At 57.0% G+C, this 20,009-nt stretch carries 15 protein-coding genes; 11 read left to right on the forward strand and 4 right to left on the reverse strand.

Going from position 1 to position 20,009, the window contains the following annotated elements; translation table 11 throughout:
• Positions 1–45: 45 nt before the first annotated feature.
• Both HUW35_RS17705 and HUW35_RS17710 read left to right on the forward strand, forming a co-directional pair.
• Entirely contained in the window at positions 46–1,146 is a 1,101-nt protein-coding gene (locus tag HUW35_RS17705) for a hypothetical protein (protein ID WP_255463369.1), read from the forward strand.
• Positions 1,147–1,246: 100 nt separating this feature from the next.
• Entirely contained in the window at positions 1,247–1,969 is a 723-nt protein-coding gene (locus tag HUW35_RS17710; protein WP_181253536.1) for an SIMPL domain-containing protein, read from the forward strand.
• Between the two features lie 98 nt (positions 1,970–2,067).
• Here HUW35_RS17710 and HUW35_RS17715 read toward each other — a convergent pair whose 3' ends face one another.
• The 3 genes from HUW35_RS17715 to HUW35_RS17725 form a co-directional block, all read right to left on the reverse strand.
• Positions 2,068–3,390 carry an amidohydrolase family protein gene (locus HUW35_RS17715; protein WP_219932619.1) on the reverse strand — a complete coding sequence of 441 codons (1,323 nt, stop codon included), beginning with the start codon at positions 3,388–3,390 and terminating at the stop codon, positions 2,068–2,070.
• Between the two features lie 170 nt (positions 3,391–3,560).
• A complete protein-coding gene (locus HUW35_RS17720) occupies positions 3,561–6,407 on the reverse strand; it encodes a pitrilysin family protein (RefSeq protein ID WP_181253537.1) in 2,847 nt (948 codons plus the stop codon).
• A 201-nt stretch (positions 6,408–6,608) separates the two neighbouring features.
• On the reverse strand, positions 6,609–7,697 hold the full coding sequence (locus tag HUW35_RS17725) for a Glu/Leu/Phe/Val dehydrogenase (protein WP_181253538.1): 1,089 nt from the start codon (positions 7,695–7,697) through the stop codon (positions 6,609–6,611).
• 372 nt (positions 7,698–8,069) lie between these two features.
• On the opposite strand from HUW35_RS17725, the gene HUW35_RS17730 reads away from it, so the two are divergent.
• The 9 genes from HUW35_RS17730 to HUW35_RS17770 all read left to right on the forward strand — a co-directional run bounded on the left by HUW35_RS17730 (position 8,070) and on the right by HUW35_RS17770 (position 18,336).
• Entirely contained in the window at positions 8,070–10,019 is a 1,950-nt protein-coding gene (locus HUW35_RS17730) for a VacB/RNase II family 3'-5' exoribonuclease (protein ID WP_181253539.1), read from the forward strand.
• Between the two features lie 136 nt (positions 10,020–10,155).
• Complete coding sequence (locus HUW35_RS17735; protein WP_181253540.1) at positions 10,156–11,625, forward strand: aminoacyl-histidine dipeptidase; 1,470 nt, start codon at positions 10,156–10,158, stop codon at positions 11,623–11,625.
• A 188-nt stretch (positions 11,626–11,813) separates the two neighbouring features.
• Positions 11,814–12,308 carry a hypothetical protein gene (locus tag HUW35_RS17740; protein ID WP_181253541.1) on the forward strand — a complete coding sequence of 165 codons (495 nt, stop codon included), beginning with the start codon at positions 11,814–11,816 and terminating at the stop codon, positions 12,306–12,308.
• Positions 12,309–12,473: 165 nt separating this feature from the next.
• Positions 12,474–12,941: a Cys-tRNA(Pro) deacylase gene (gene ybaK / locus HUW35_RS17745; RefSeq protein ID WP_181253542.1), complete on the forward strand. Its 468-nt coding sequence runs from the start codon at positions 12,474–12,476 to the stop codon at positions 12,939–12,941.
• 30 nt (positions 12,942–12,971) lie between these two features.
• Complete coding sequence (locus tag HUW35_RS17750) at positions 12,972–13,610, forward strand: HAD hydrolase-like protein (RefSeq protein WP_181253543.1); 639 nt, start codon at positions 12,972–12,974, stop codon at positions 13,608–13,610.
• A 43-nt stretch (positions 13,611–13,653) separates the two neighbouring features.
• Positions 13,654–13,965 carry a YceK/YidQ family lipoprotein gene (locus HUW35_RS17755; RefSeq protein ID WP_181253544.1) on the forward strand — a complete coding sequence of 104 codons (312 nt, stop codon included), beginning with the start codon at positions 13,654–13,656 and terminating at the stop codon, positions 13,963–13,965.
• 132 nt (positions 13,966–14,097) lie between these two features.
• A complete protein-coding gene (gene rdgC, locus HUW35_RS17760; protein ID WP_181253545.1) occupies positions 14,098–15,090 on the forward strand; it encodes a recombination-associated protein RdgC in 993 nt (330 codons plus the stop codon).
• Positions 15,091–15,262: 172 nt separating this feature from the next.
• Positions 15,263–16,417 (forward strand): hypothetical protein, encoded by a 1,155-nt coding sequence (locus HUW35_RS17765; RefSeq protein WP_181253546.1) that lies wholly within the window; start codon positions 15,263–15,265, stop codon positions 16,415–16,417.
• Positions 16,414–18,336 (forward strand): DUF3857 domain-containing protein, encoded by a 1,923-nt coding sequence (locus HUW35_RS17770; RefSeq protein ID WP_181253547.1) that lies wholly within the window; start codon positions 16,414–16,416, stop codon positions 18,334–18,336. The genes HUW35_RS17765 and HUW35_RS17770 overlap by 4 nt, the downstream gene beginning before the upstream one ends.
• Before the next feature lie 16 nt (positions 18,337–18,352).
• Here the strand turns inward: HUW35_RS17770 and gndA are convergent, their stop codons facing one another.
• Positions 18,353–19,873, reverse strand: coding sequence for an NADP-dependent phosphogluconate dehydrogenase (gene gndA, locus HUW35_RS17775; RefSeq protein WP_181253548.1), 1,521 nt, complete (start codon positions 19,871–19,873; stop codon positions 18,353–18,355).
• Positions 19,874–20,009: the final 136 nt, after the last annotated feature.

Raw genomic sequence — 20,009 nt, forward strand, 5'->3', positions numbered from 1 at the left:
GCCCAAAAGGCGGTCTCTCCGGATTGCGACTTACCGGTTTTGCACATGGCGTGCCACTCCCACCACTACTGGCCCGATGTGACCCTCGACGCCGTCAATGCCTACTGGCAGGACGCCGCCGAGATGGCGGACAGCAAATGGGACAAGATATTCGGCGAGAAGATACCGGCCTTCCAGCGCGGTATAGCAAGTACCCTGAACCTCCCGGATCCGGCACAGATTGCCCTGGCGCCCAACACCCACGAGCTGATCTACCGGCTACTCAGCGCTTTCGACCTGAGCAAGCCACTGCGCATCCTGACCACGGATGGCGAATTCTACAGCTTTGCCCGTCAGTTGATGCGCCTGGAGGAACTGTCCAATGTGGAGGTGGAACGCATTCCCACGGAGCCCTTCGACACCCTGCCCCAGCGCTTTGAGCAGGCACTGCACAGCGGAGACTACCAGCTGGCCTACGCCAGCCAGGTCTTTTTCGATTCCGGCGTGGCCTTCCCCGGCCTGCTGGAGCTGGCCGCGCGCAAGCCGGAAGGTACCGAGATGGTAATTGATGGCTACCACGCTTTCTTCGCCCGCCCTACCGACCTCAGCGCCATCGCCGACAAGGTGTTCTATACCGCGGGATCTTATAAATATCTGGGCGCGGGCGAGGGTATGTGCTTTATGAGTATTCCGCGCAACTGCCAACTGCGCCCCCTCAACACCGGCTGGTTCGCGGAAATGGCAGAGCTGGAAAACCGCACCGGGGGGGTGGGCTTTGGCAACGACTGGCTGCGTTTTGCCGGCGCGACCATGGATTACTCCCCGCTGTACAAGGCGCTTGCGGTACTGGATCTGTATCAGCAGGAAGGTATTACGGTGGATTCCATCCACGCTTATGTGCTGCAAAACCAGCGCCGTTTCCTCGCCGCCATGGATGCAGCAGAGCACCCGTTACTGAACCGCGACAACCTGATTGCTTACGATCTGGACAACGGGCACGGGCATTTCTTCACCTTCCGCTGTGGCAGTGCGGAAAACGCTGAATTACTGCAATCGCAACTGCGCGGTAAAAATGTACTGTGCGACCGTCGACAGCAGCTGTTGCGACTCGGATTCGCCCTCTATCATCCGGAAGAGGAAACTTTTGCGCGATTATTCTGTGAATGAGTTGTCACCGTTCACCTGATATTCATCTTCGTAACGTAACAATGGATTCCATAGCTAAGAAGCAGCTATGAAGTATCTCTGGCAATATTAAGGATTCGCCATGCAAAGAACCCTGAAACTATTTACCGCTGGCCTGCTGGCCGGGCTTGTCGCCTTCACCACTGGCTGTGGCAGCGACGATAAAAACCGCACTTCCGGCACCCTGATTTCCATTTCCGCGCAGGGAGAAGCGAGCCAGGCTCCGGATATCGCCAACCTGTCCGCAGGCGTCGTGACCGAGGCCGATGACAGCAATGCCGCAATGCAAGCCAACGCGAAACAGATGGAAGCATTGATGCAGGCGATCAAAAAGGCCGGCATCGAGGACAAAGATGTACAGACCAGCGGCATCAGCCTGAACCCGCGCTACGATTACCAACCCAACAGTGAGCGCAAGATCATCGCGTATCAGGCGCGCAACACCGTCAGTATTACCGTGCACAAGCTGGATGAGCTGAGCGCGGTGATCGATGCAATGGCAGCCGCCGGCGCCAACCAGATACACGGCCCCAGCTTTTCCATTGGCGAACCAGAACCCCTGCTGGCAAAGGCGCGCGACAAAGCGCTGAAGCAGGCGCAGGCCCGAGCGGAGTCCTATGCTGAGTCCCTGGGCACCAAGGTGCGCAGAATCGTCAGTATTTCCGAAGGCAGCCACGGCGGCATGCCGCGACCGATGGCCCGCATGGAAATGGCCGCAGCCAAGGATAGTGCCAGCACCCCCATCGCACCGGGTGAGAGCAGTGTTTCGGTGAATTTGGAACTGGTGTTTGAGCTGGAAAAATAAATCCCGCGATGACAGTTTCACACACAAAAATCCCGGCAGTTGCCGGGATTTTTGTGTGTGAGCTATGGGTACTACCTGGAAAACCGTAACACTCCCGCCTATTCCGGCTGCTTGTAAACCACCCCGCCTTTCATCACAAACCGCACCTTCTCCAGGGTAGAGATATCTTCCAGCGGGTTGCCCACGACCGCCACCATATCGGCCCACTTCCCCGCTGACACGCTGCCCAGCTCATCCTGGGCGTTGAGCAGCTGCGCCGCATTCCAGGTGGCCGCACGGATGGCATCGGCCGGGCTCATCCCGCCCTGCACCATCAGCGAAAACTCCTTGGCATTGTCTCCGTGACGGCTGACACCGGTATCCGTGCCAAAGGCGATTTTCACTCCCTTGCGATGCGCACGATAAAATGTGCCCTGAATCAGCGGGCCGATCTTCGCCGCCTTGCTGCGCACCATATCCGGGAAGAATCCATCAATAGCCGCTTTCTGGGTCACCCAATCCCCCGCCATCAGGGTCGGCACATACCAGGTGCCGTGTTCGACCATCAGCGCCATGGTTTTGTTGTCCATGTAGGTGCCGTGCTCAATGGAATCAACACCCGCGCGAATCGCCCGCTCCATTCCTTCTTTGCCATGGGCGTGTACCGCTACCGTAAATCCGTAGTCTTTTGCTGTGGCGACAATCGCTTCAACCTCATCCTCCATGAACTGCGGATTCTGGCCACTTTTTGCCACACTCAGTACGCCGCCGGTTGCGGTAATCTTGATCAGGTCCGCGCCGTCCTTGTAGCGCTGTCGCACCGCCTGCCGGGCACTGGCCACACCGTTGACGACGCCCTCCGCCGGCCCAGGGCTACCCATCAACGAGTGGCGATAGCCGTTAGTAGGGTCTGCGTGACCACCGGTAGTCGCAATAGACTTGCCCGCAGTAAATACCCTCGGCCCCGCTATCTCACCCCGATTGATGGCGTTGCGCAGACTTACCGTGACATTGCTGTTGTCCCCCAGATCCCGCACCGTGGTAAAACCGGCCATCAGCGTGCGCTCAGCGGTATTGACCGCGCGCAGGGTGTAATCCGCCGGGTTCCAGGTAAAGGTCTCGGTATAGGTACGCGGGCCGTATTCGTAGGCCAGGTGGGTATGCATATCCATCAACCCCGGCAAAACAGAAAACCCACTGAGATCGATCACGCGCTCACCATCACGCTGGGTAAACCCCCGCTCCACCGATTCCACCTTGCCGTCCACGACATGTACCGTGCGCTTTTCGAGCAGGCGACCGCCCTCACTGTCGAACAGCCAACCGGCGTGGACGGCGATATTCTCTGCCTGGACCAGGGACGCAAATGCCACCAGGCACATTCCCAGCAGGCCGTGAAATACACCTTTCGCACGCGTTGAAATTATTTTGGGTGTGATCATGAAGTATCCAGTTTTTCGGGCGGAATGGGACAGGCCCTGTTTATTGTATTGCTCGCGGGCTTTGGCAGATATGAGGTCACAGCACCGCGGCAACACAATTTACCGTATCCAGCCGCCATAAAAAAAGCCCGGCACAAAGGGCCGGGCTTTTACAACTCCACGAAGAAGCGCTATTCCGCTGCTGGGAGCACCTCTACCTCACCGATTCCCAGCTCCTCGATGGGCTTCTGAATCTTGCTCAGGTCACCCACCACCATCCAGGTGAATTGGCCCGGTGCAAGGTACTCTTTGGCCGCTGCCGCCACCTGCTCCTGGGTCAATGCGCTAACCCGCTGCGGGTAGTTGGCGATATATTCCGCGGGCAATCCTTTCTCTATCTGCCAGGCGATACTGGATAGTAACTGCCCCTTGGTCTGGAAGCGCGCACTCTGCTTCAGAACTTCATCGTCCTGATAGTCTTTCAACTCGCCCTCTTTTATCGGGCGCTTGCCCAGATACGCCTTGTATTCCTTGAGCAACTCTTGCATCGCGGGTGCCGTCTTGTCGGTCTGCACCGGCGCGAACACGATATACGGCCGCTGCGCCTCGGTGTCCAGGGATACCGCGCGCGCGCCATAGGACCAGTGCTTGTCTTCGCGCAGGTTCATGTTGATCCGCGAGGTAAATTTGCCGGCTATGGCTGAGGCCATCGCATCAAACGCCTCGGCCCCCTCCGCTTGCCACGGCGGCATGACCAGTCCGGCCATAATATAGCTCTGCTGCGCACCCGGCCGGTCGAGCAGGAAAATGCGCGCCTTTTCCGGGCGCTGCACCACAGGAATATCCAGTGCCGGCAGCGGGTCGCTCGGGGCATCCCAGCCACCGAGGGTATCGTTCAGCAGTTTCTGGATCTCGTCCCTGGTGACATCCCCCACCACCGTCAGCTGCGCGTTATCTGGTCTCAGCCAGGTTTTGTGGAAATTCACCAGGTCTTCGCGGGTAATCGACTGGATTGCCTCCGGCGTGCCGGAACCGGTAAGGGGCGCGCCGTAAGGATGATTCTCCCCAAACAGCAACGGCGGCAGCTTGCGCATGGCCAGCCCCTGGGGCTGAGCCTCTTCCTGACGAATGGAGTCGAGCCAGTTGGATTTCACCCGGGCCAGATCCGCCTCCGGGAACAGGGGATTGGAAATCACATCCCGAAACAGCTCCAGCGAAGGCTCCAGCTGGGTTTTCAGGGCGCTGAAACTGAGCGAGTTGTAATCCAGACCGCTGCTCGCACCAATAGCCGCGCCCAGCTCTTCCTGACGCGCGCTGAACGCGAGGCTATCGAAATCCCCTGCCCCTTCACTCAACATTCGCGCCACCACCGATGCCAGTCCCGGCTGCTCGCCATCGGCAGAGGCACCGCTGCGGTATTGCAGGCGCATGAACACCACCGGGGTATCGTGCCGCTCCGCCAGCACCACCTTGAGGCCGTTATCGAGGGTGAAGGACTGCTGCTCCGGGAGATCCAGCTCGACTGTCTTGTCTACCGCCGGCAACTTACTGCGATCCACATCCTCACCGGTGACTTCGAACTTTTCTTTCGGCGTAATGATCATGGTGAAATGGTTGGGCTTCAGCCACCTCTGCGCCACATCCTGTACATCATCCACAGACACCTTGGCGTAATCCTCGATCCCATTGAGCAGGGCTCCCGGGTCGTCGTAATAAAACTCCGAGCGCGCAAGCAGATCGGTCTTGCCGCCAAAGCCACCGATCTTCTCCAGCCCTTTCACCAGACTGGCAAACTCACTTTGCTTGATACGGCGCAACTCCTCCTCGCTCACACCCGTCCTGGCAAACTCGCGCAGCTCGTCATTGAGGAGTTTCTCGACCTCTTCCACGGACTGCCCCGGTTTCACATCCACCATCACGATGATCTGGCCGGCGAGCTGACGCGCGTAGTAAAACGCACTGACACTGGTGGCTACTTGCTCGTCACGCACCAGCCGGCGGTAAAGCAGGGAATTTTTGCGATTGGCCATCAGGGAGGTGAGCAGGTCCAGTGCGTCTTCTTCGTCACTACCAATCGCCGGTACATTCCACACTTTGTAAATACGGGTTTGCGGTACCTGATCCGTAGTTACCAGGCGCTTGTTGACCTGGATCGGCAGCTCCCAATTCTTCAACTCGTCCGGGACCGAGGTGCTGGGGATATCGCCGAAATACTCGCGCGCTTTCTTCATTGCCTCCTCGATCGTAATGTCGCCGGCGATAACGAGGATGGCATTAGCGGGCTGGTAATAATCGGAAAACCACTGTTTGACGTCCTCCAGGCTGGCCTGATCAAGGTCTTCCATGGATCCGATGGTGGTCCAGGAGTATGGATGGTCAGATGGGAAGGTATTCTCGGCAATCAGGTCGAATGCCTGGCCGTAGGGACGGTTCTCTCCCTGGCGTTTTTCGTTCTTCACTACCCCACGCTGTTCGTCGAGTTTCTCCTGGCTGATGGCACCCTTGAAGTGCCCCATTCGATCGGACTCCATCCAAAGCGTCATATCCAGTGCGCCCACCGGTACGGTTTCGAAATAATTGGTGCGATCATTGCTGGTAGTGCCATTCATATCGGTGGCACCGGAGCGTTGGAAGGGTTCGAAGTACTCGCCGGGAAAATTCTCCGAGCCGTTGAACATCAGGTGTTCAAATAAATGGGCGAAACCGGTTTTGCCGCGGACCTCATCTTTCGAGCCGACCTTGTACCAGATATTCACTGCCACCACCGGCGCCTTATCATCCTCATGCACGATTACGGTAAGGCCGTTTTTTAACTTTTCCTTGTGATACGGCAGCTCGATTTTTGGGGGCTGTACAAAAGCACCATTACGACTGGCTGCGGCTTTGCTGCTGGCAGCAGCTTCCTTATCCATGCGCAGGGCTTTGTGCACATTTTCGGAACGCTCACCGCCCTCCCCATCGCGGTCGCAACCGGCCATCCCAGCCGACATCAATAAGACGAACAAGCCGACTGGTACCAGACCACTTCGCAATTTCATTGTCACTTATCCTGATTTTGCATCCGTTCAATGCAGGCAAGTGTAGGCAAAAAAAACGGGCGCCGTGGCGCCCGAAATATACTTCACAGAGAGACGATGTCATCGCCAGGGAGATTCGATCGGCCGCCAGGCGGCCTTACCGGTCACACGTATTGGACCTTTAACAGTTGGCTTTGCAGAGCACAGAGTTCAGCGTCCCTTTCAGGCCGCTGCGGAGTCTGCCTTGTTCAGCGCATCCTTGTGGCCGAAACGCTCTTCAGCGATACGATCCGCAACATGGGCAGTGGTCTCACCAGATTCATCGGCACGCTGGAAAACTTCTTCCATGGTGGTGCCAATGGTCTCGATATGCGCCTTCACCTGCGCCGCGTTGTATTCGCCAAGCTCCTGGCCCATCTGCTGGTAGTACACATCAATGATGCCACCGGCATTGATCACGTAATCCGGCGCGTACAGGATGCCTTTATCCTTCAGCACCTGTGCGTGGCGCTCTTCGGCCAGCTGGTTGTTGGCTGCGCCGGCGATGGCGCCGACCTTCAGGCGGTCGATGGTGTTGTCATTGAGGATTGCACCGAGGGCACAGGGGGCGAACAGGTCCACGTCCAGGTCGAAAATTTCATCGGCGCCAACGGCGGTGGCACCCAGCTCGTTTACCGCACGGTCAATGTTGTCCTGGAAAATATCGGTAACGAACAGTTCCGCACCCGCATCTTTCAGCAATTTACCCAGACGGAAACCCACATTGCCCACACCCTGGATGGAAACTTTCAGGCCGTTCAGGTCGGTACGGTTCCAGCGGTGTGCAACAGCCGCTTTCAGGCCCACGAACACGCCATAAGCGGTGGACGGGGACGGGTCGCCACCGTGTTCCTGGCCCGCGATAACGCCGGAAACAAATTTACTGCGCTCGGCAATAACTTTCATATCCTCAACACTGGTGCCGGAGTCTTCCGCGGTGATGTAGCGGCCACCCAGGGTATTGAGGAAGTCGCCCATGGCGCGCAGCAGTTCGGGGGTTTTCTCTTTGCGGGGGTCACCGATGATGACGGACTTGCCACCACCCAGCTTCAGGCCGGCCATGGCAGATTTGTAGGTCATGCCACGTGACAAACGCAGAACATCATTCAGCGCTTCGGAGTCGTCCGCATAGGGCCACATGCGACATCCACCCAGTGCCGGCCCCAGATTGGTGTTGTGCACCGCGATAATCGCTTTCAGACCACTTTTTGCGTCGTGATAAAAGGCGACTTCTTCGTGATTATCGTAGGCGGGGTGGGAAAAAATACTCATAACAATCCTCTCCGGAGGCCGGTTTTACGTCGGCGCCAGACGCGGCCAATTGTGTCAGCTCTGTCCGCAACCGTGTTTTATTGTAGGCTCTTAGAATATAGCCACTGGGCACTTATGGGCATTGCATTCTTTGCAGTCACAGACCAATAAGTATCGAACTCATCCTAAAATTTCATTATTTTTGGGATGAGAACACCCGCGAAAACCAAATCGGCGCACTGGTCACTTCTTGCACAACATTGATGCCCCACCCCGTGAACGGCCCCTTCCTCACTGCAAGCACCCGCCTGCGGCGACTGCGCTGGCCTGTCACCGTCCGTCTGGTAGAATCCGCGCCCTAACAGACCTACCCCGAGTAACAGAGATACTTCCATGCTCAACGCCGACGCCCTGAAACAGCTGTCCCAGCTGAAGACCGACATCCGTTCCACCAAGGAATTTGCCGAGGGGCGCGTACGCGGCAGCAGTGGCAAGTTCGGGTTTGTGGTGCTGGACGACGGGCGCGAGGCATTCCTGCCGCCGGCGGAGATGGACCGGGTATTTCCCGGGGATCGGGTAAGGGTCAGCCTGACCGAAGAGGACAATGGCAAGCTTTCCGCTGAACTTGATCAGCTGGTCGAGTCCAGCCTCAAATATCTGGTGGGCCAGTACGTCCAGCGCGGCCAGGGCCACTTCATCCAGCCCAGCGAACACGGCCTGTCGCGCTGGATTTTCCTGCCCCCAAAGGCCCGCGGCAAAGCACAGCCGGGTGAATTCATCGCCTGCTCACTCACCCGTCACCCGTTCAAGGACGGAAAGTCCCAGGCGAAAGTGGAAACCGTAATCGGCAAGCCGGATAACGCCGGTATCGAGCACGCCTTTGTGGTCGCCCAGTATCGACTGCCCAACCAGTTTGGAAAGGAAGCACTGCAACAGGCGGAATCCATCCCGGCACGGCTGGAAGCACTCTGCGCCGAGCGCAACGACCTGTCAGCACTGGGTTTTGTCACCATCGATGCGGAAACCACCAAAGATATGGATGACGCCCTTGCCGTCACCGAATCCGACGACGGCTGGACCCTGCACATCGCGGTGGCCGACCCCTCCAGCCTGATCGAGGCAGGCTCTGCGCTGGATAAAGAAGCCCGCAAGCGCGCCAACAGCGTCTATCTGGCAGGCGAAACCCTGCCCATGCTGCCCGCAAACCTGTGTGAAAACAGTTTCTCCCTGATTGCCGGTGAACTGCGCCCGGTATTGGTGATGCGTATTGAAGTGGGTAAAGATGGCGCCCTGAAAGGCTTCGATTACGAGTTTGCCGCCATACGCTCGCAGCACAAACTGAGCTATGCCCAGGTAGCGCAATTTATCGAGGGCGATGCGTCTGCAGTACCCGCTGAGCAACACGACAGCCTCCGTCGTCTGGACGTCCTGAGCAAAGCCCGCGCAGCGTATCGCGCCGGCCACTCGCTGGTAATGGAAGACCGCCCGGATTACGACCTCATCCTCAACGATCAGCGCAAGATCGAGCGCATTGAAAAGCAGCAGCGCACTGCAGCCCAGCGCATGGTGGAAGAAGCCATGCTGGCTGCAAATATCTCTGCCGGTGAAAAGCTCGCCGAGCTGGGGGCTGGCTGCTTCTCTATCCACCTGGGTTTCCGCGACGAACGCATGGCAGAAATCCGCGCACTGCTGAAAGAAACACTGCCGGAGTATGCCGAGCAGGACCTGCATCAGCTGGACGTCTATCTGAAGCTGGTGAAAGAGCTGGAATCCCACAGCGATACCGAAATGCACAACGTTCTCGCCGTACTGAAGCGCATGCTGCGCCCGGGTGAACTGAGCAATAGTGCCGCCGCTCATTTGGGGCTGGGTCTGGCACACTATGCGACCGTCACCTCACCGATCCGCAAATTCAACGACCTGCACAACCACCGGGTGTTGCGCGCCGCCCAGCAGGGAGAAACCCAGCCGGCCCTGGACGATGAGCAAAGCGAAGCCTTACAGCAAAGCGTCGGCACAGGCCGCCAGGCAGATCGCGCCCTGCAACAATGGCTGTTCTGCCAGTTCCTGGAAGGCAAAACCGGCGAAGAGTTCACCGGCACCATCACCCTGGTCAACGGTGCGGGTATCGGTGTGCGCCTCGATGAATTCGGCATCAACGGGTTTGTCCGCTTCAACAGCAAAAAGAATCCGTTCGAATTCGACGGCAAGCGCCTGCGTATCACCCGCGGCGAAGAAACCTTCCAACTGGATCAACAGGTTCAGGTGAAAGTGGCCGCGGTCGACACAGAAAAACGCCGCATTGCTTTTGAACTGGCCAGTGAAAGCACCAGTGCAGAGTAAAGTCGCCAACCCGTGACACCGGGTGACCGGTCTCGCGCATGCCCAGACTAGACTTCCAGCTGCGGAGCCAAAAGCTCCGCGGCCGTCTCCGGCCCATCCGGATTTACCTATCCACGGTCAAGATCAAGGAACCACCATGTCCACCATTGCCGAACTCAACCCGCAACCCCTGTGGAAACACTTTGCCAAGCTGTGTGAAATCCCCCGCCCGTCCAAGCACGAGGACAAGGTGGTGGCGTATATCCTGGACTTTGCCAATGCCCGTGGCCTCGATGTAAAGCTGGACCAGATCGGCAATATCATCATCAAGAAACCCGCCACACCGGGCATGGAAGATCGCAAAATACTGGCGATGCAAAGCCACGTGGATATGGTGCCGCAGAAAAATGCGGACACGGATCACGATTTCCTGACAGATTCCATCAAGCCCTACATCGACGGCGAGTGGGTGACAGCCGAGGGCACCACCCTGGGCGCGGACAACGGCATCGGTGTCGCGGCCATTCTGGCACTACTGGAATCCACTGATATTCCCCACCCGCCGCTCGAGGCCCTGCTGACCATCGACGAAGAAGCGGGCATGACCGGCGCCAAGAACCTGCAGCCGGGCCATTTCGAAGCGGAACTGCTACTGAACCTGGACACCGAAGACGAAGGCGAGCTTTACGTGGGCTGCGCCGGCGGCGTGGACGTCAACGTCGCCCTGCCCTACACCGCAGAACCGGTGCCTGCAGACCACAAAGCCTTCAAGTTGAGCGTGCGCGGCCTGCGCGGCGGCCACTCCGGGCTGGATATCGACAAGGGCCGCGGCAACGCCAACAAAATTGCCAACCGTATTATCGACGCCGCACAAACCGAACTGGCGGCCCTGCGCATTGCGAGCCTTGACGGCGGCAGCCTGCGCAATGCGATTCCGCGCGAATCCTTTACCGTCATCACCGTACCTGTGGACAATGCCGCCCGCCTGATGGAGATTGCCCTGCAGCAGATCGCGATCATCAAGGCAGAACTCGACAACGAAGCCAAACTGGATATCACCCTGGAGGAGTGCGAAGCACCCGATAGCGTTATGGACAGTGCCAGCCAGCGCAAGCTGATCCTCGCACTGCGCGCCTGCCCCAACGGAGTCGAACGGATGAGCACCGCACTGGAGGGCATTGCGGACACCTCCAACAACCTGGCACGCGTGGTGACCGAGACCGAAGACGGCGCCAGCCGCGTGCGTATCCAGTGCCTGGTGCGCAGCCTCTCCGACAGCGCCCGCGACCAGCACGGCCTCAACGTTGCGGCGGCATTTGAACTCGCCGGCGCCGCAGCGTCTCTGGACAACGCCTACCCGGGCTGGACGCCGAATATGCAGTCCCCGCTGCTGGCGTTGATGAAAGACGTGTACAAAGAGATGGAAGGCGCAGATCCGAAAGTAAAAGTGATTCATGCTGGCCTGGAATGCGGCCTGCTGGCCAAACCCTACCCTCACTGGGATATGGTTTCCTTCGGCCCCACCATCCGCCGCGCCCATTCTCCGGAAGAGCGGGTACATATCGAAAGCGTGGGCAACTTCTGGAATTACTTCCTGAAGGTAGTTGAGGCCATTCCTCAGCGCTGATAGCGCGTCCAAGTCCGGCCTCAATGCCGGGCTTTTTTGTATCTGCCGCATGCAGATCAAAGCCTGAGAACAGGACCTTCGCACCACCCCGAAAAAAATTTAATTCCCCGAAAACGACCATAAAGGGAACTTAAATCCAAAACACCAGTCCTACCCCGTCGATAACAACGTGAAGAACGCCCCCTACTATGAAAGCACTCTACCTGTTTTTCGCTCTCTTTCCCTGTATCGCAATGGCCAATAGTGAATCCAAGATCGCAATTGGCATGGGCACACCATACGGCGGATTCGCCGGCTTGAAATACTCGGTAAAAGCAAATGATGACATCTTCTATGCCGGAGCCGGTCTCGCCCACATCGAGGATTCAGACATCGGCCTGACACTGGGCTGGGAACGCGCCCTGAATGAAAAGCATGGACTCGGGATTGCTTTGAGAACCCGGACCGTAGACGGCGGTAATGCTTACTATCCAGCGGGCTATTTCGGGCTAGATGAACCCACTATCCGAAAGGACGGATATGAGGTAGCGCTGTACGGCAATTACACGTATTACTTCAGTGGCGCCAGTCAGTCCGGTTTTCTCGCGGGTGCCAATATCGGAAAGCAGTACCGTAAAGACAATGTAAGAAGCTATTTCAGGAACGGGACGTTTATCGGGATACATCTCGGGTATCAGTTTTAGCGTCTGCATCCAGCCTCGCCAGTGAATGAGCCTGAAGGACCGGAGCTAATAATGCTCCGGATCAGGAAAGCCACCATCAGGCACTTTCTTTACGACAAAATTTGCGCATTTTGTATTCCCGGGCTATTAAAGACAAAATGGGGAAAAATCTGATACCCACACAGTATGACACCCGCTATCAACAGGGCTAAAAAGGCCAGGATTCGCCACAGTATTCACGAATATGCCCACGATCCCGGCGCGGATTCCTATGGACTCGAAGCTGCGACAAAGTTACAAGTAGACCCTGCACAAGTCTTCAAGACTCTGGTGGTGAGCCTTGACGGGAAGCAGCTCGCTGTGGGGATTATCCCTGTGGAATCCCAGCTCAGTATGAAATTGATCGCCAGGGCTGCCGGTGCCAAAAAAGCGGAAATGGCGGACAAGCAGCTTGTGCAGCGATCCACCGGTTATGTACTTGGTGGTGTCAGTCCCCTTGGGCAGAAAAAGCCCCTGCCTACATTCCTGCACGATTCTGCAAAAGCCCATGAGTCCCTGTTCGTTAGCGCTGGCCGCCGGGGGCTCGAGATAGAACTCGCACCGCAAGACCTGCTCGCACTGACGCGCGGCACCTTTGCCAACCTCTGCCAGTAGCGTCGCACACGAAACCTATGAAGGAGACTTATGCCTGCTTATCAATGGCTGCTTTTTGACCTGGATGGAACCCTGAGCGACCCGGCGGAAGGCTTTGTGAATTCCATGAATCATGCGCTGCTCGCTCACGATTACGCGCCGCGTACTGCCAGCGAGTTGACGCCATATATTGGCCCGCCGCTGGAAGTTACCCTGGCCAAGCTCACCGGCTCGGAAGACAGCACGCATATCCGGGCCCTGGTAGACAAATACCGGGAACGTTATTCGGATACCGGTTACGCGGAAAATTCCCTGTATCCCGGTATTAGCGAGATGCTGGAACGCCTCAGCCAAGCTGATGGTATTCGACTCGGGGTATGCACTTCCAAACGCGCTGACTTTGCAGAACGTATCCTCAAGCAATTCGACCTGTATCACTATTTCGAGTTTGTGAGCGGCGGTGATGTGGGAATCGCCAAGTGGCAGCAACTGCAGGGATTGCTCGCAGAGAACAGGATCACTACCCGATCCCTGATGATTGGCGATCGCCATTTCGACCTGTCCGCCGCTGCAAAAAATCAGCTCCCCTGTGCCGGGGTTCTGTGGGGCTACGGCTCCCGCGCGGAGCTCGACGAGCACGATCCGGCCCACCTGTTCGCCCACCCCGCGGAAATCCTGAACATTGTTTGACGGCTGATGTCCGAACCCCCACACCAACAAAAAAGGAAACCCTGTGAAATATTTTCTTGTTGCTCTGTCCCTTATCGCGCTGTCTGGCTGCGGCACCGTTACCACCCTGAGCAGCTCCGACGCCGAGATTGCCAGCAACCTTAAAAAGCAAAACTCTGGCTGCGTCAGTGTGCCCCGTGTCTATAGCGGTGTTGCCTACAATATGTGCAAGTTGAACTCCAATGGCAGCTCCATTTATTTCCTTCCAATGGTCGGGGTTTATCTGGTCGACAGCGTATTCTCGGCCGCCACAGACACCGTCGCGCTTCCCTATACCGTCTACGCACAAAGCCAGAAAGGCAGCTTGGACCTGTAAACATAACGCTCAAATTTTATACGGCTGCGTGAGACTTACCGGGAACCACCGGTCCCGACTTTGACTGGTTCCCGCGTTGTATACATCGCATAATGCGCGGCCAAATTTTCAACCCGACAATTGGCCTGCTGTATGTGGTTTAAAAACCTGCGCGTCTACCGACTTACCCGCGAATTCACACTTTCTGCTGAAAAATTGAACGAACTTCTGGAGCCAGACGCCTTTGTGCCCTGCGGCAGCCAGGATATGGCCCGCTACGGCTGGGTTCCGCCATTGGGGCGTCACGGTAGCGAACTGGTACACGCCGCCAACGGCTACCTGATGGTATGTGCCAAGAAGCAGGAAAAAGTGATCCCCGCTGCGGTGATCAATGAGAAGGTAGAGGAGATGGCCCTGGCTATCTCGGAGAAAGAAGCCCGCAGTGTCGGTCGCAAGGAACGCCAGAACCTCAAAGACGAGGTTTTGCTGGAGATGCGCCCCAAGGCCTTCGCCCGTTCCCGCCTGCAATTTGCCTATATCGATCCCAAGGATGGCTGGATCGTGGTCAACGCCTCCTCCGCCAAGGCCGCAGAAGAGCTGCTGGAGAACCTGCGGGAAGCCATCAGTAGCCTCTCCGTGGTACCGCTGGCGGCGAAGAATATTCCCCAGCAGTCCATGACCCACTGGCTCACTGCGCCGGAAGCGCCGCCCAATTTCGAGTTCGGCCACGAGTGTGAACTGCGCGATCCACAGGAATCCGGCAGCGTGATCCGTTGTAAAAACCAGGATCTGTGCGCTGAGGAGATCCACAACCACCTGGTGGCGGGCATGCAGGTGCACAAGCTCGGGCTGGTATGGCGAGAAGGTGTCGAGCTGATGGTGGATGACCAACTTTCCATCAAGCGCCTGAAGTTCAGCGACGCGGTTACCGAAAAGGCCGACAACGCGGACGCAGACAACGCAGCCCAACGCTTTGACATCGAATTCTCGGTGATGACCCTGGAGATCTCCGCACTGCTCAAGGATCTGCTAACCGCATTTGGCGGCCTCAATACGGACACTGCTAGCGTCGACGAGATCGTCGCCCGCGCCTCCCGTGCAGACAGCGAACAACAGCTGGCGGCGGAAGTGGAAGAAGTGGTCTAAGTAGGCTCATTCCCACCTGGTTACATAGCAACTGCGGCAACGCAACACGGCCATGGATGGCCGCTAGTTTAGTCTCGGCTGCTATGCCTTTACCCCTCCAATCGCAAAAAAGATCGAGGTTTGAGATACTCGGGGACAATCAAGAATAACAATCAGGGAAGGAAGACTATTCATGTCCACCAATGCCTCGGCTTCCACTCCAGAAGTCCCCCCCGGATCCGGCTGGGACGCTTCCAAGCCGGTTGCTGACCGCAGCGGCCTGTCGCAAACCGAGCTCGACAAGATCGACCCCCTAAGTGTCGCCAGACCGAGAGCAGTGGGATGGGAGCTTGTGCTGTTTATAGCCACCTTCGGCCTTTACTTCTCCTACTATCTGTACCGCTTGACGAAAGACTGCCGAACGATCAATCGAGAACCGGTTTCTCCCGGCTGGTGGATTCTCACTCCCTACTTCCTTCTGGCCCAATTCTTCGCCTACCCCCGACTACTACGACTACTCGAGAATGCAGAAACCCGCTGCCAACTGCCGCCCGCCTGGGGCGGATGGAAAAGAGCCTGGCTGATCGGTATGTGGCTAGTAACCCTGCTGATCAATATCGCCGACAAAGTACCCAATTCCGATCAATGGTTTGTTGCTGTTTTCTTCGTCGGTACTGTCCTCTTTTCGGTCTTGCACACGCGGGTAAACCGTATCCGCAGCGCATACTGGGAACAGCTGTCAGAAAACTCCATCCCTGCACGACGCTTCCATGCGATTGAGTGGGTCATCTCGGTAGTCTGCCTGCCGGTTGCCACCATACTGCTGTGCGTTCTGCTGTTCTACACACAGCTCTTTGGCGGGAACCAATTACAGCAGTTAAACAACGGGGACATTGCTTCACAAGAGGGACACCCGTTTTCCATTGAAGTTAAGGGTGACCACTGGGCGCGCGTAGAAATCGGTTCCCACTCAGACGGGACGGCACTTATGGAATTGGAAGGTGCCAATACCGACGCCTACTTCGTGGTTTTCCCGCATGGAAAAGAATCTTCTCTGGATCAGATCTCGGCATTTCGCACCGAAGAGGCCTCTGCCGAGTTTATGCAAACAAGCTGTAAGGAAAATCGTGAGTTCCTCGATGGTGGCGATCATACCGGCAGCCAAATTATGGCTTCCCTCACCTGTGAAGGATCACTACTGGGTAACAAGGTGCTTGTAACCAGCAGATCCATCGAAACGGATCAGGGAATTTACGAACTCTACGGACAACTTATTGCCACGAAAGCCGATTTCGCGCACTCGCTTGCCGACTATCAAAGTACGGAGAAAGGATTTCGCCCACTATGAAATCTATCGTAACCACCTTCTTACTGCCGCTGGCATTCGTATTGCCGGTGAGCTCCGATGTATCTGCTGCGGAATCCTCCAAAGACAACATCAGCTGGACCGGGGAGACTAATCAGGCGCTGATGGATTTCTCGAAGGAGTATCTGCTTGGCGATGTCCCATCCAGATACACATTGGCGGGATTCCGAGCGGATATCCACGTTGGCGAGTCGGAAGTACGATCCAGAATCCAGACCGTCACCTACTACGCTACTTCCAGTGAAATTGAAGAACAGGGAAACGAGCTCATCTACTTCAACCGGGGTAATGAGCGGCTCACCATCCACTCCGCGGGGTCCATTTCCCCGGATGGGAACATTCAGGTGTTCGACCCGGCCAACATCCAGGTGGTGGAATCGAATCAATACAATACCTTCACCGACACCAAAATAGCGGTGATTCCAATACCGGGACTTTCCAGTGGCGGTCTCAGCTTTGTCGATTACGAAGTCATCACGGACAAGTCGCAACTGGAAGCGCCATGGTCGAGAATTTTTTATCCCCGGGGCACCTACGAGTACCAGAACTACCACGTCCAGGTCAGCAGCGCCCCCGGTGTCGACCTGCAGTACCAGAATGCCAGTGATGCACTTCACTGCAGTGCCGAATCCGGCACCATTACATGCGCAGCCAAACAGATAGCGGCACTCAAGCGAGATAACACCGTCTATTGGCGGGACGTGATCAATCAGCTGGTGGTTACCGAAGGGGATTTACCCTGGACAGATATCGCCACATTGATGCAAAACAAATTCGATGATGCCCGGGTGTCTTCGGCGGAGGTCGACAAGCTCTTTACGACGCTCACAGAAGACCAGCCCTCGCTGGAAGCAAAGATTTCTGCAATCCACCAGTTTGTCTCCCGAGAAATCCGCTACAACTCCATGTCCGGGCTCGGCAATGCGATCACCCCGCACAATATTCACGAGACCCTGCACAATCGCTATGGAGACTGTAAGGACAAATCGGCGCTATTGCTGGAATTGTTGCAGAGACTTGGACTGAACCCCATTCCGGTTCTGGTAGCGACCGAGCGCAAAAGCCTGGCCAACCTGACGCTTCCCGCAACGAATTACTTCGACCACGTGATCGTATGTAATGACCAGCCGGAAATGAACTTTTGCATCGACGCCACCGATACTGACACCGACTGGAGTGCGCTTCCCGCTTGGATTCAGGGCAGCGCTGCGCTACCGATTAAACCAGTCACGGAGCCAGTGACACTGCCGCTGAACAAGTATCGCTGGAAGATGGACGCCAATACGGAAATTGCATTCGACGAGAAAGGTGGGCAAATAGAAAAGACGACGCGAAAGTACTCCGGGGAGTATGCGGGCTCAATGCGTTCGATACTCTCTGCCCGGGCACCGGAGGAACGAATTGAATGGGCGCAGAAGCAGTATCAGGAAGTCTACGGCTCCGATAAGGAACCGCAGTTTTCATTTACCCATTCCGACCAAATCGCGCCCGAGCTTCTGATTCAGTCCGAAGTCCAATACGAACCCCTGTCGGATCCGGAAGCGAATCTGGCCTATACCGAATATGACAGCTGGATGCGGGACGAGCTGCAGAGCCTGGTCATCGACAACGAGCACTATGGCTACCAGTTTCCCGGACTCAGCGTGGAATCCCGCTATGCGTTTGACCTTGGAAAACTCTGGGCGTTGAGCTTCCCCGGGCAGACACTGGACCTGAAACACAAGTACGGTTCACTTTCACGGTCCGTCCACGAAATATCCCCCAAGGAACTCGAAGTCATTTCCAGACTGGAAATACCCGCTCGCTATGTTCCAGTAGAGGAAATTAAACCGTTCAACCAATTCCTGGCCACCCTGAAACGGGAGGCCAAGCTGCGCTTTGAAGCCGAAAAACTAGATTGATATTGAAGGCCGGGACTCAGAGTTTTTTGACCGGTCTTCCCGTTTCACTCCACAGCACGTGGTACTTCTCCTGCTCCGGGCGATCCACACGTGAGAAAGTGTGCGCGCCAAAGAAGTCGCGCTGCGCCTGCAACAGATTCGCCGGCAGCGATTCACGACGGAATGCATCGTAATAACTGAGCGCGGAAGACAGTGCCGGCACAGGAATACCGCCGATGGTGGCATCGGCCACGGCCCGGCGCCAGTTGCCCTGATGGCTTGCGATCTGATCGATAAAGAAGTCGTCCAGAAGCAGGTTCGAGAGCTTGGTATCCCGCTCGTAGGCATCGCTGATGGACTGCAGGAATACCGCGCGAATAATACAGCCTGCCCGCCAGATTCTGGCGATCTCGGCAAAATTCAGCTCCCAGCCCTGTTCCCGAGCCGCGAGCTTCATCAGGTCGAATCCCTGTGCGTACACGCAGATTTTCGCGCAATACAGCGCGTCGTGCAGTTGCTCGATGACCTCCTCGCGTTTCTCCTGGGGCAACGGTGCTACGTCCGGTCCCACCAGCTTCTTGGCCGCACGGGTGCGCAACACCTTGCGCGTAGAGAGGGAGCGGGCGAATACCGCTTCCGCAATACTTGGCGCCGGGCAGCCCACCTGCAGTGCGCCAACCGCGGTCCACAGGCCGGTTCCCTTCTGCCCCGCGCGATCGAGAATCACATCCACCAGCGGTTTACCGGTTTCAGAGTCGAGGGTGTCCAGCACTTCGGCACTGATGTCGATCAGGTAACTGTTCAGCACCCCTTTATTCCACTCGCGGAAGACTCCGGCAATTTCCTGCGGGGTCATCTCCAGGGCACTGCGCATCACATCGTAGACTTCGCAGATCATCTGCATATCGGCATATTCGATACCGTTATGCACCATTTTCACAAAGTGCCCGGAACCGATGGGGCCGATATAGGCAGCGCAGGGTTCGCCCTCTACCACCGGGTTGCCCGGCTCGAAACGCTCGATGGGCTGTCCGGTTGCAGGATCCACCTTGGCGGCAATGGCATGCCAGACCGGCTCAATACGCGCCCAGGCATAGCGGTCGCCACTCGGCATCAACGACGGTCCGAAACGAGCACCCACTTCACCGCCGGATACGGCGGTGGTAAAGAAGATCAGCTTGCCTTCGTAGCGCTTGCAGCGTTCTACAGAGTCGGTCCACAAGCTGTTGCCGGTATCGATCACGATGTCGTCCGCCTGCAGCCCGGCATCGAGCAGCTTGTTGCACACGTCATCTACCGGCGCACCGGCGGGAACGGAGAGAATCACCAGGTGTGGCGCTTTCACCCGCGACAGGAGCTCAGTGTAGGAATTGCAGACTTCAACCCGGGCCGGCTGGTCGCCGCGCTCTTTGGCATCCTGTTCCAGCAGCGCCTCGAGCCGCCCGTGGTCCAGGTCAAACGCGCATACGCGGTATCCGTTGTCGACGAGGTTGAGTATCAGGTTTTTCCCCATGACCCCCGCGCCAATAAAACCGATATCGCAAAGTGCATCTGACATGAATCTCTCCAGAAAAATGGTGCCAATTTGAAGCGGGCGGAGTATAGCAACCCGAAGCCCGCGCCGGGAGGCGGATTTTGCCGCTGGGGTGACCGGGTGTTTCTCCGCTCCCGGTCAGGGATTACAATCTGGGGCA

It is taken from the genome of Microbulbifer sp. YPW1 (assembly GCF_013367775.1).
Taxonomy (GTDB): domain Bacteria; phylum Pseudomonadota; class Gammaproteobacteria; order Pseudomonadales; family Cellvibrionaceae; genus Microbulbifer.

What these genes read in the sequence shown, in the direction of transcription:
- HUW35_RS17735 (WP_181253540.1), top strand. Translation starts at nt 10,156, where the DNA reads ATGTCCACCATTGCCGAACTCAACCCGCAACCCCTGTGGAAACACTTT.
- rdgC (WP_181253545.1), top strand. Translation starts at nt 14,098, where the DNA reads ATGTGGTTTAAAAACCTGCGCGTCTACCGACTTACCCGCGAATTCACA.
- HUW35_RS17750 (WP_181253543.1), top strand. Translation starts at nt 12,972, where the DNA reads ATGCCTGCTTATCAATGGCTGCTTTTTGACCTGGATGGAACCCTGAGC.
- HUW35_RS17725 (WP_181253538.1), bottom strand. Translation starts at nt 7,697, where the DNA reads ATGAGTATTTTTTCCCACCCCGCCTACGATAATCACGAAGAAGTCGCC.
- HUW35_RS17770 (WP_181253547.1), top strand. Translation starts at nt 16,414, where the DNA reads ATGAAATCTATCGTAACCACCTTCTTACTGCCGCTGGCATTCGTATTG.
- HUW35_RS17730 (WP_181253539.1), top strand. Translation starts at nt 8,070, where the DNA reads ATGCTCAACGCCGACGCCCTGAAACAGCTGTCCCAGCTGAAGACCGAC.
- HUW35_RS17765 (WP_181253546.1), top strand. Translation starts at nt 15,263, where the DNA reads ATGTCCACCAATGCCTCGGCTTCCACTCCAGAAGTCCCCCCCGGATCC.
- ybaK (WP_181253542.1), top strand. Translation starts at nt 12,474, where the DNA reads ATGACACCCGCTATCAACAGGGCTAAAAAGGCCAGGATTCGCCACAGT.
- HUW35_RS17715 (WP_219932619.1), bottom strand. Translation starts at nt 3,390, where the DNA reads ATGATCACACCCAAAATAATTTCAACGCGTGCGAAAGGTGTATTTCAC.
- HUW35_RS17710 (WP_181253536.1), top strand. Translation starts at nt 1,247, where the DNA reads ATGCAAAGAACCCTGAAACTATTTACCGCTGGCCTGCTGGCCGGGCTT.
- HUW35_RS17740 (WP_181253541.1), top strand. Translation starts at nt 11,814, where the DNA reads ATGAAAGCACTCTACCTGTTTTTCGCTCTCTTTCCCTGTATCGCAATG.
- HUW35_RS17720 (WP_181253537.1), bottom strand. Translation starts at nt 6,407, where the DNA reads ATGAAATTGCGAAGTGGTCTGGTACCAGTCGGCTTGTTCGTCTTATTG.
- gndA (WP_181253548.1), bottom strand. Translation starts at nt 19,873, where the DNA reads ATGTCAGATGCACTTTGCGATATCGGTTTTATTGGCGCGGGGGTCATG.
- HUW35_RS17705 (WP_255463369.1), top strand. Translation starts at nt 46, where the DNA reads ATGGCGTGCCACTCCCACCACTACTGGCCCGATGTGACCCTCGACGCC.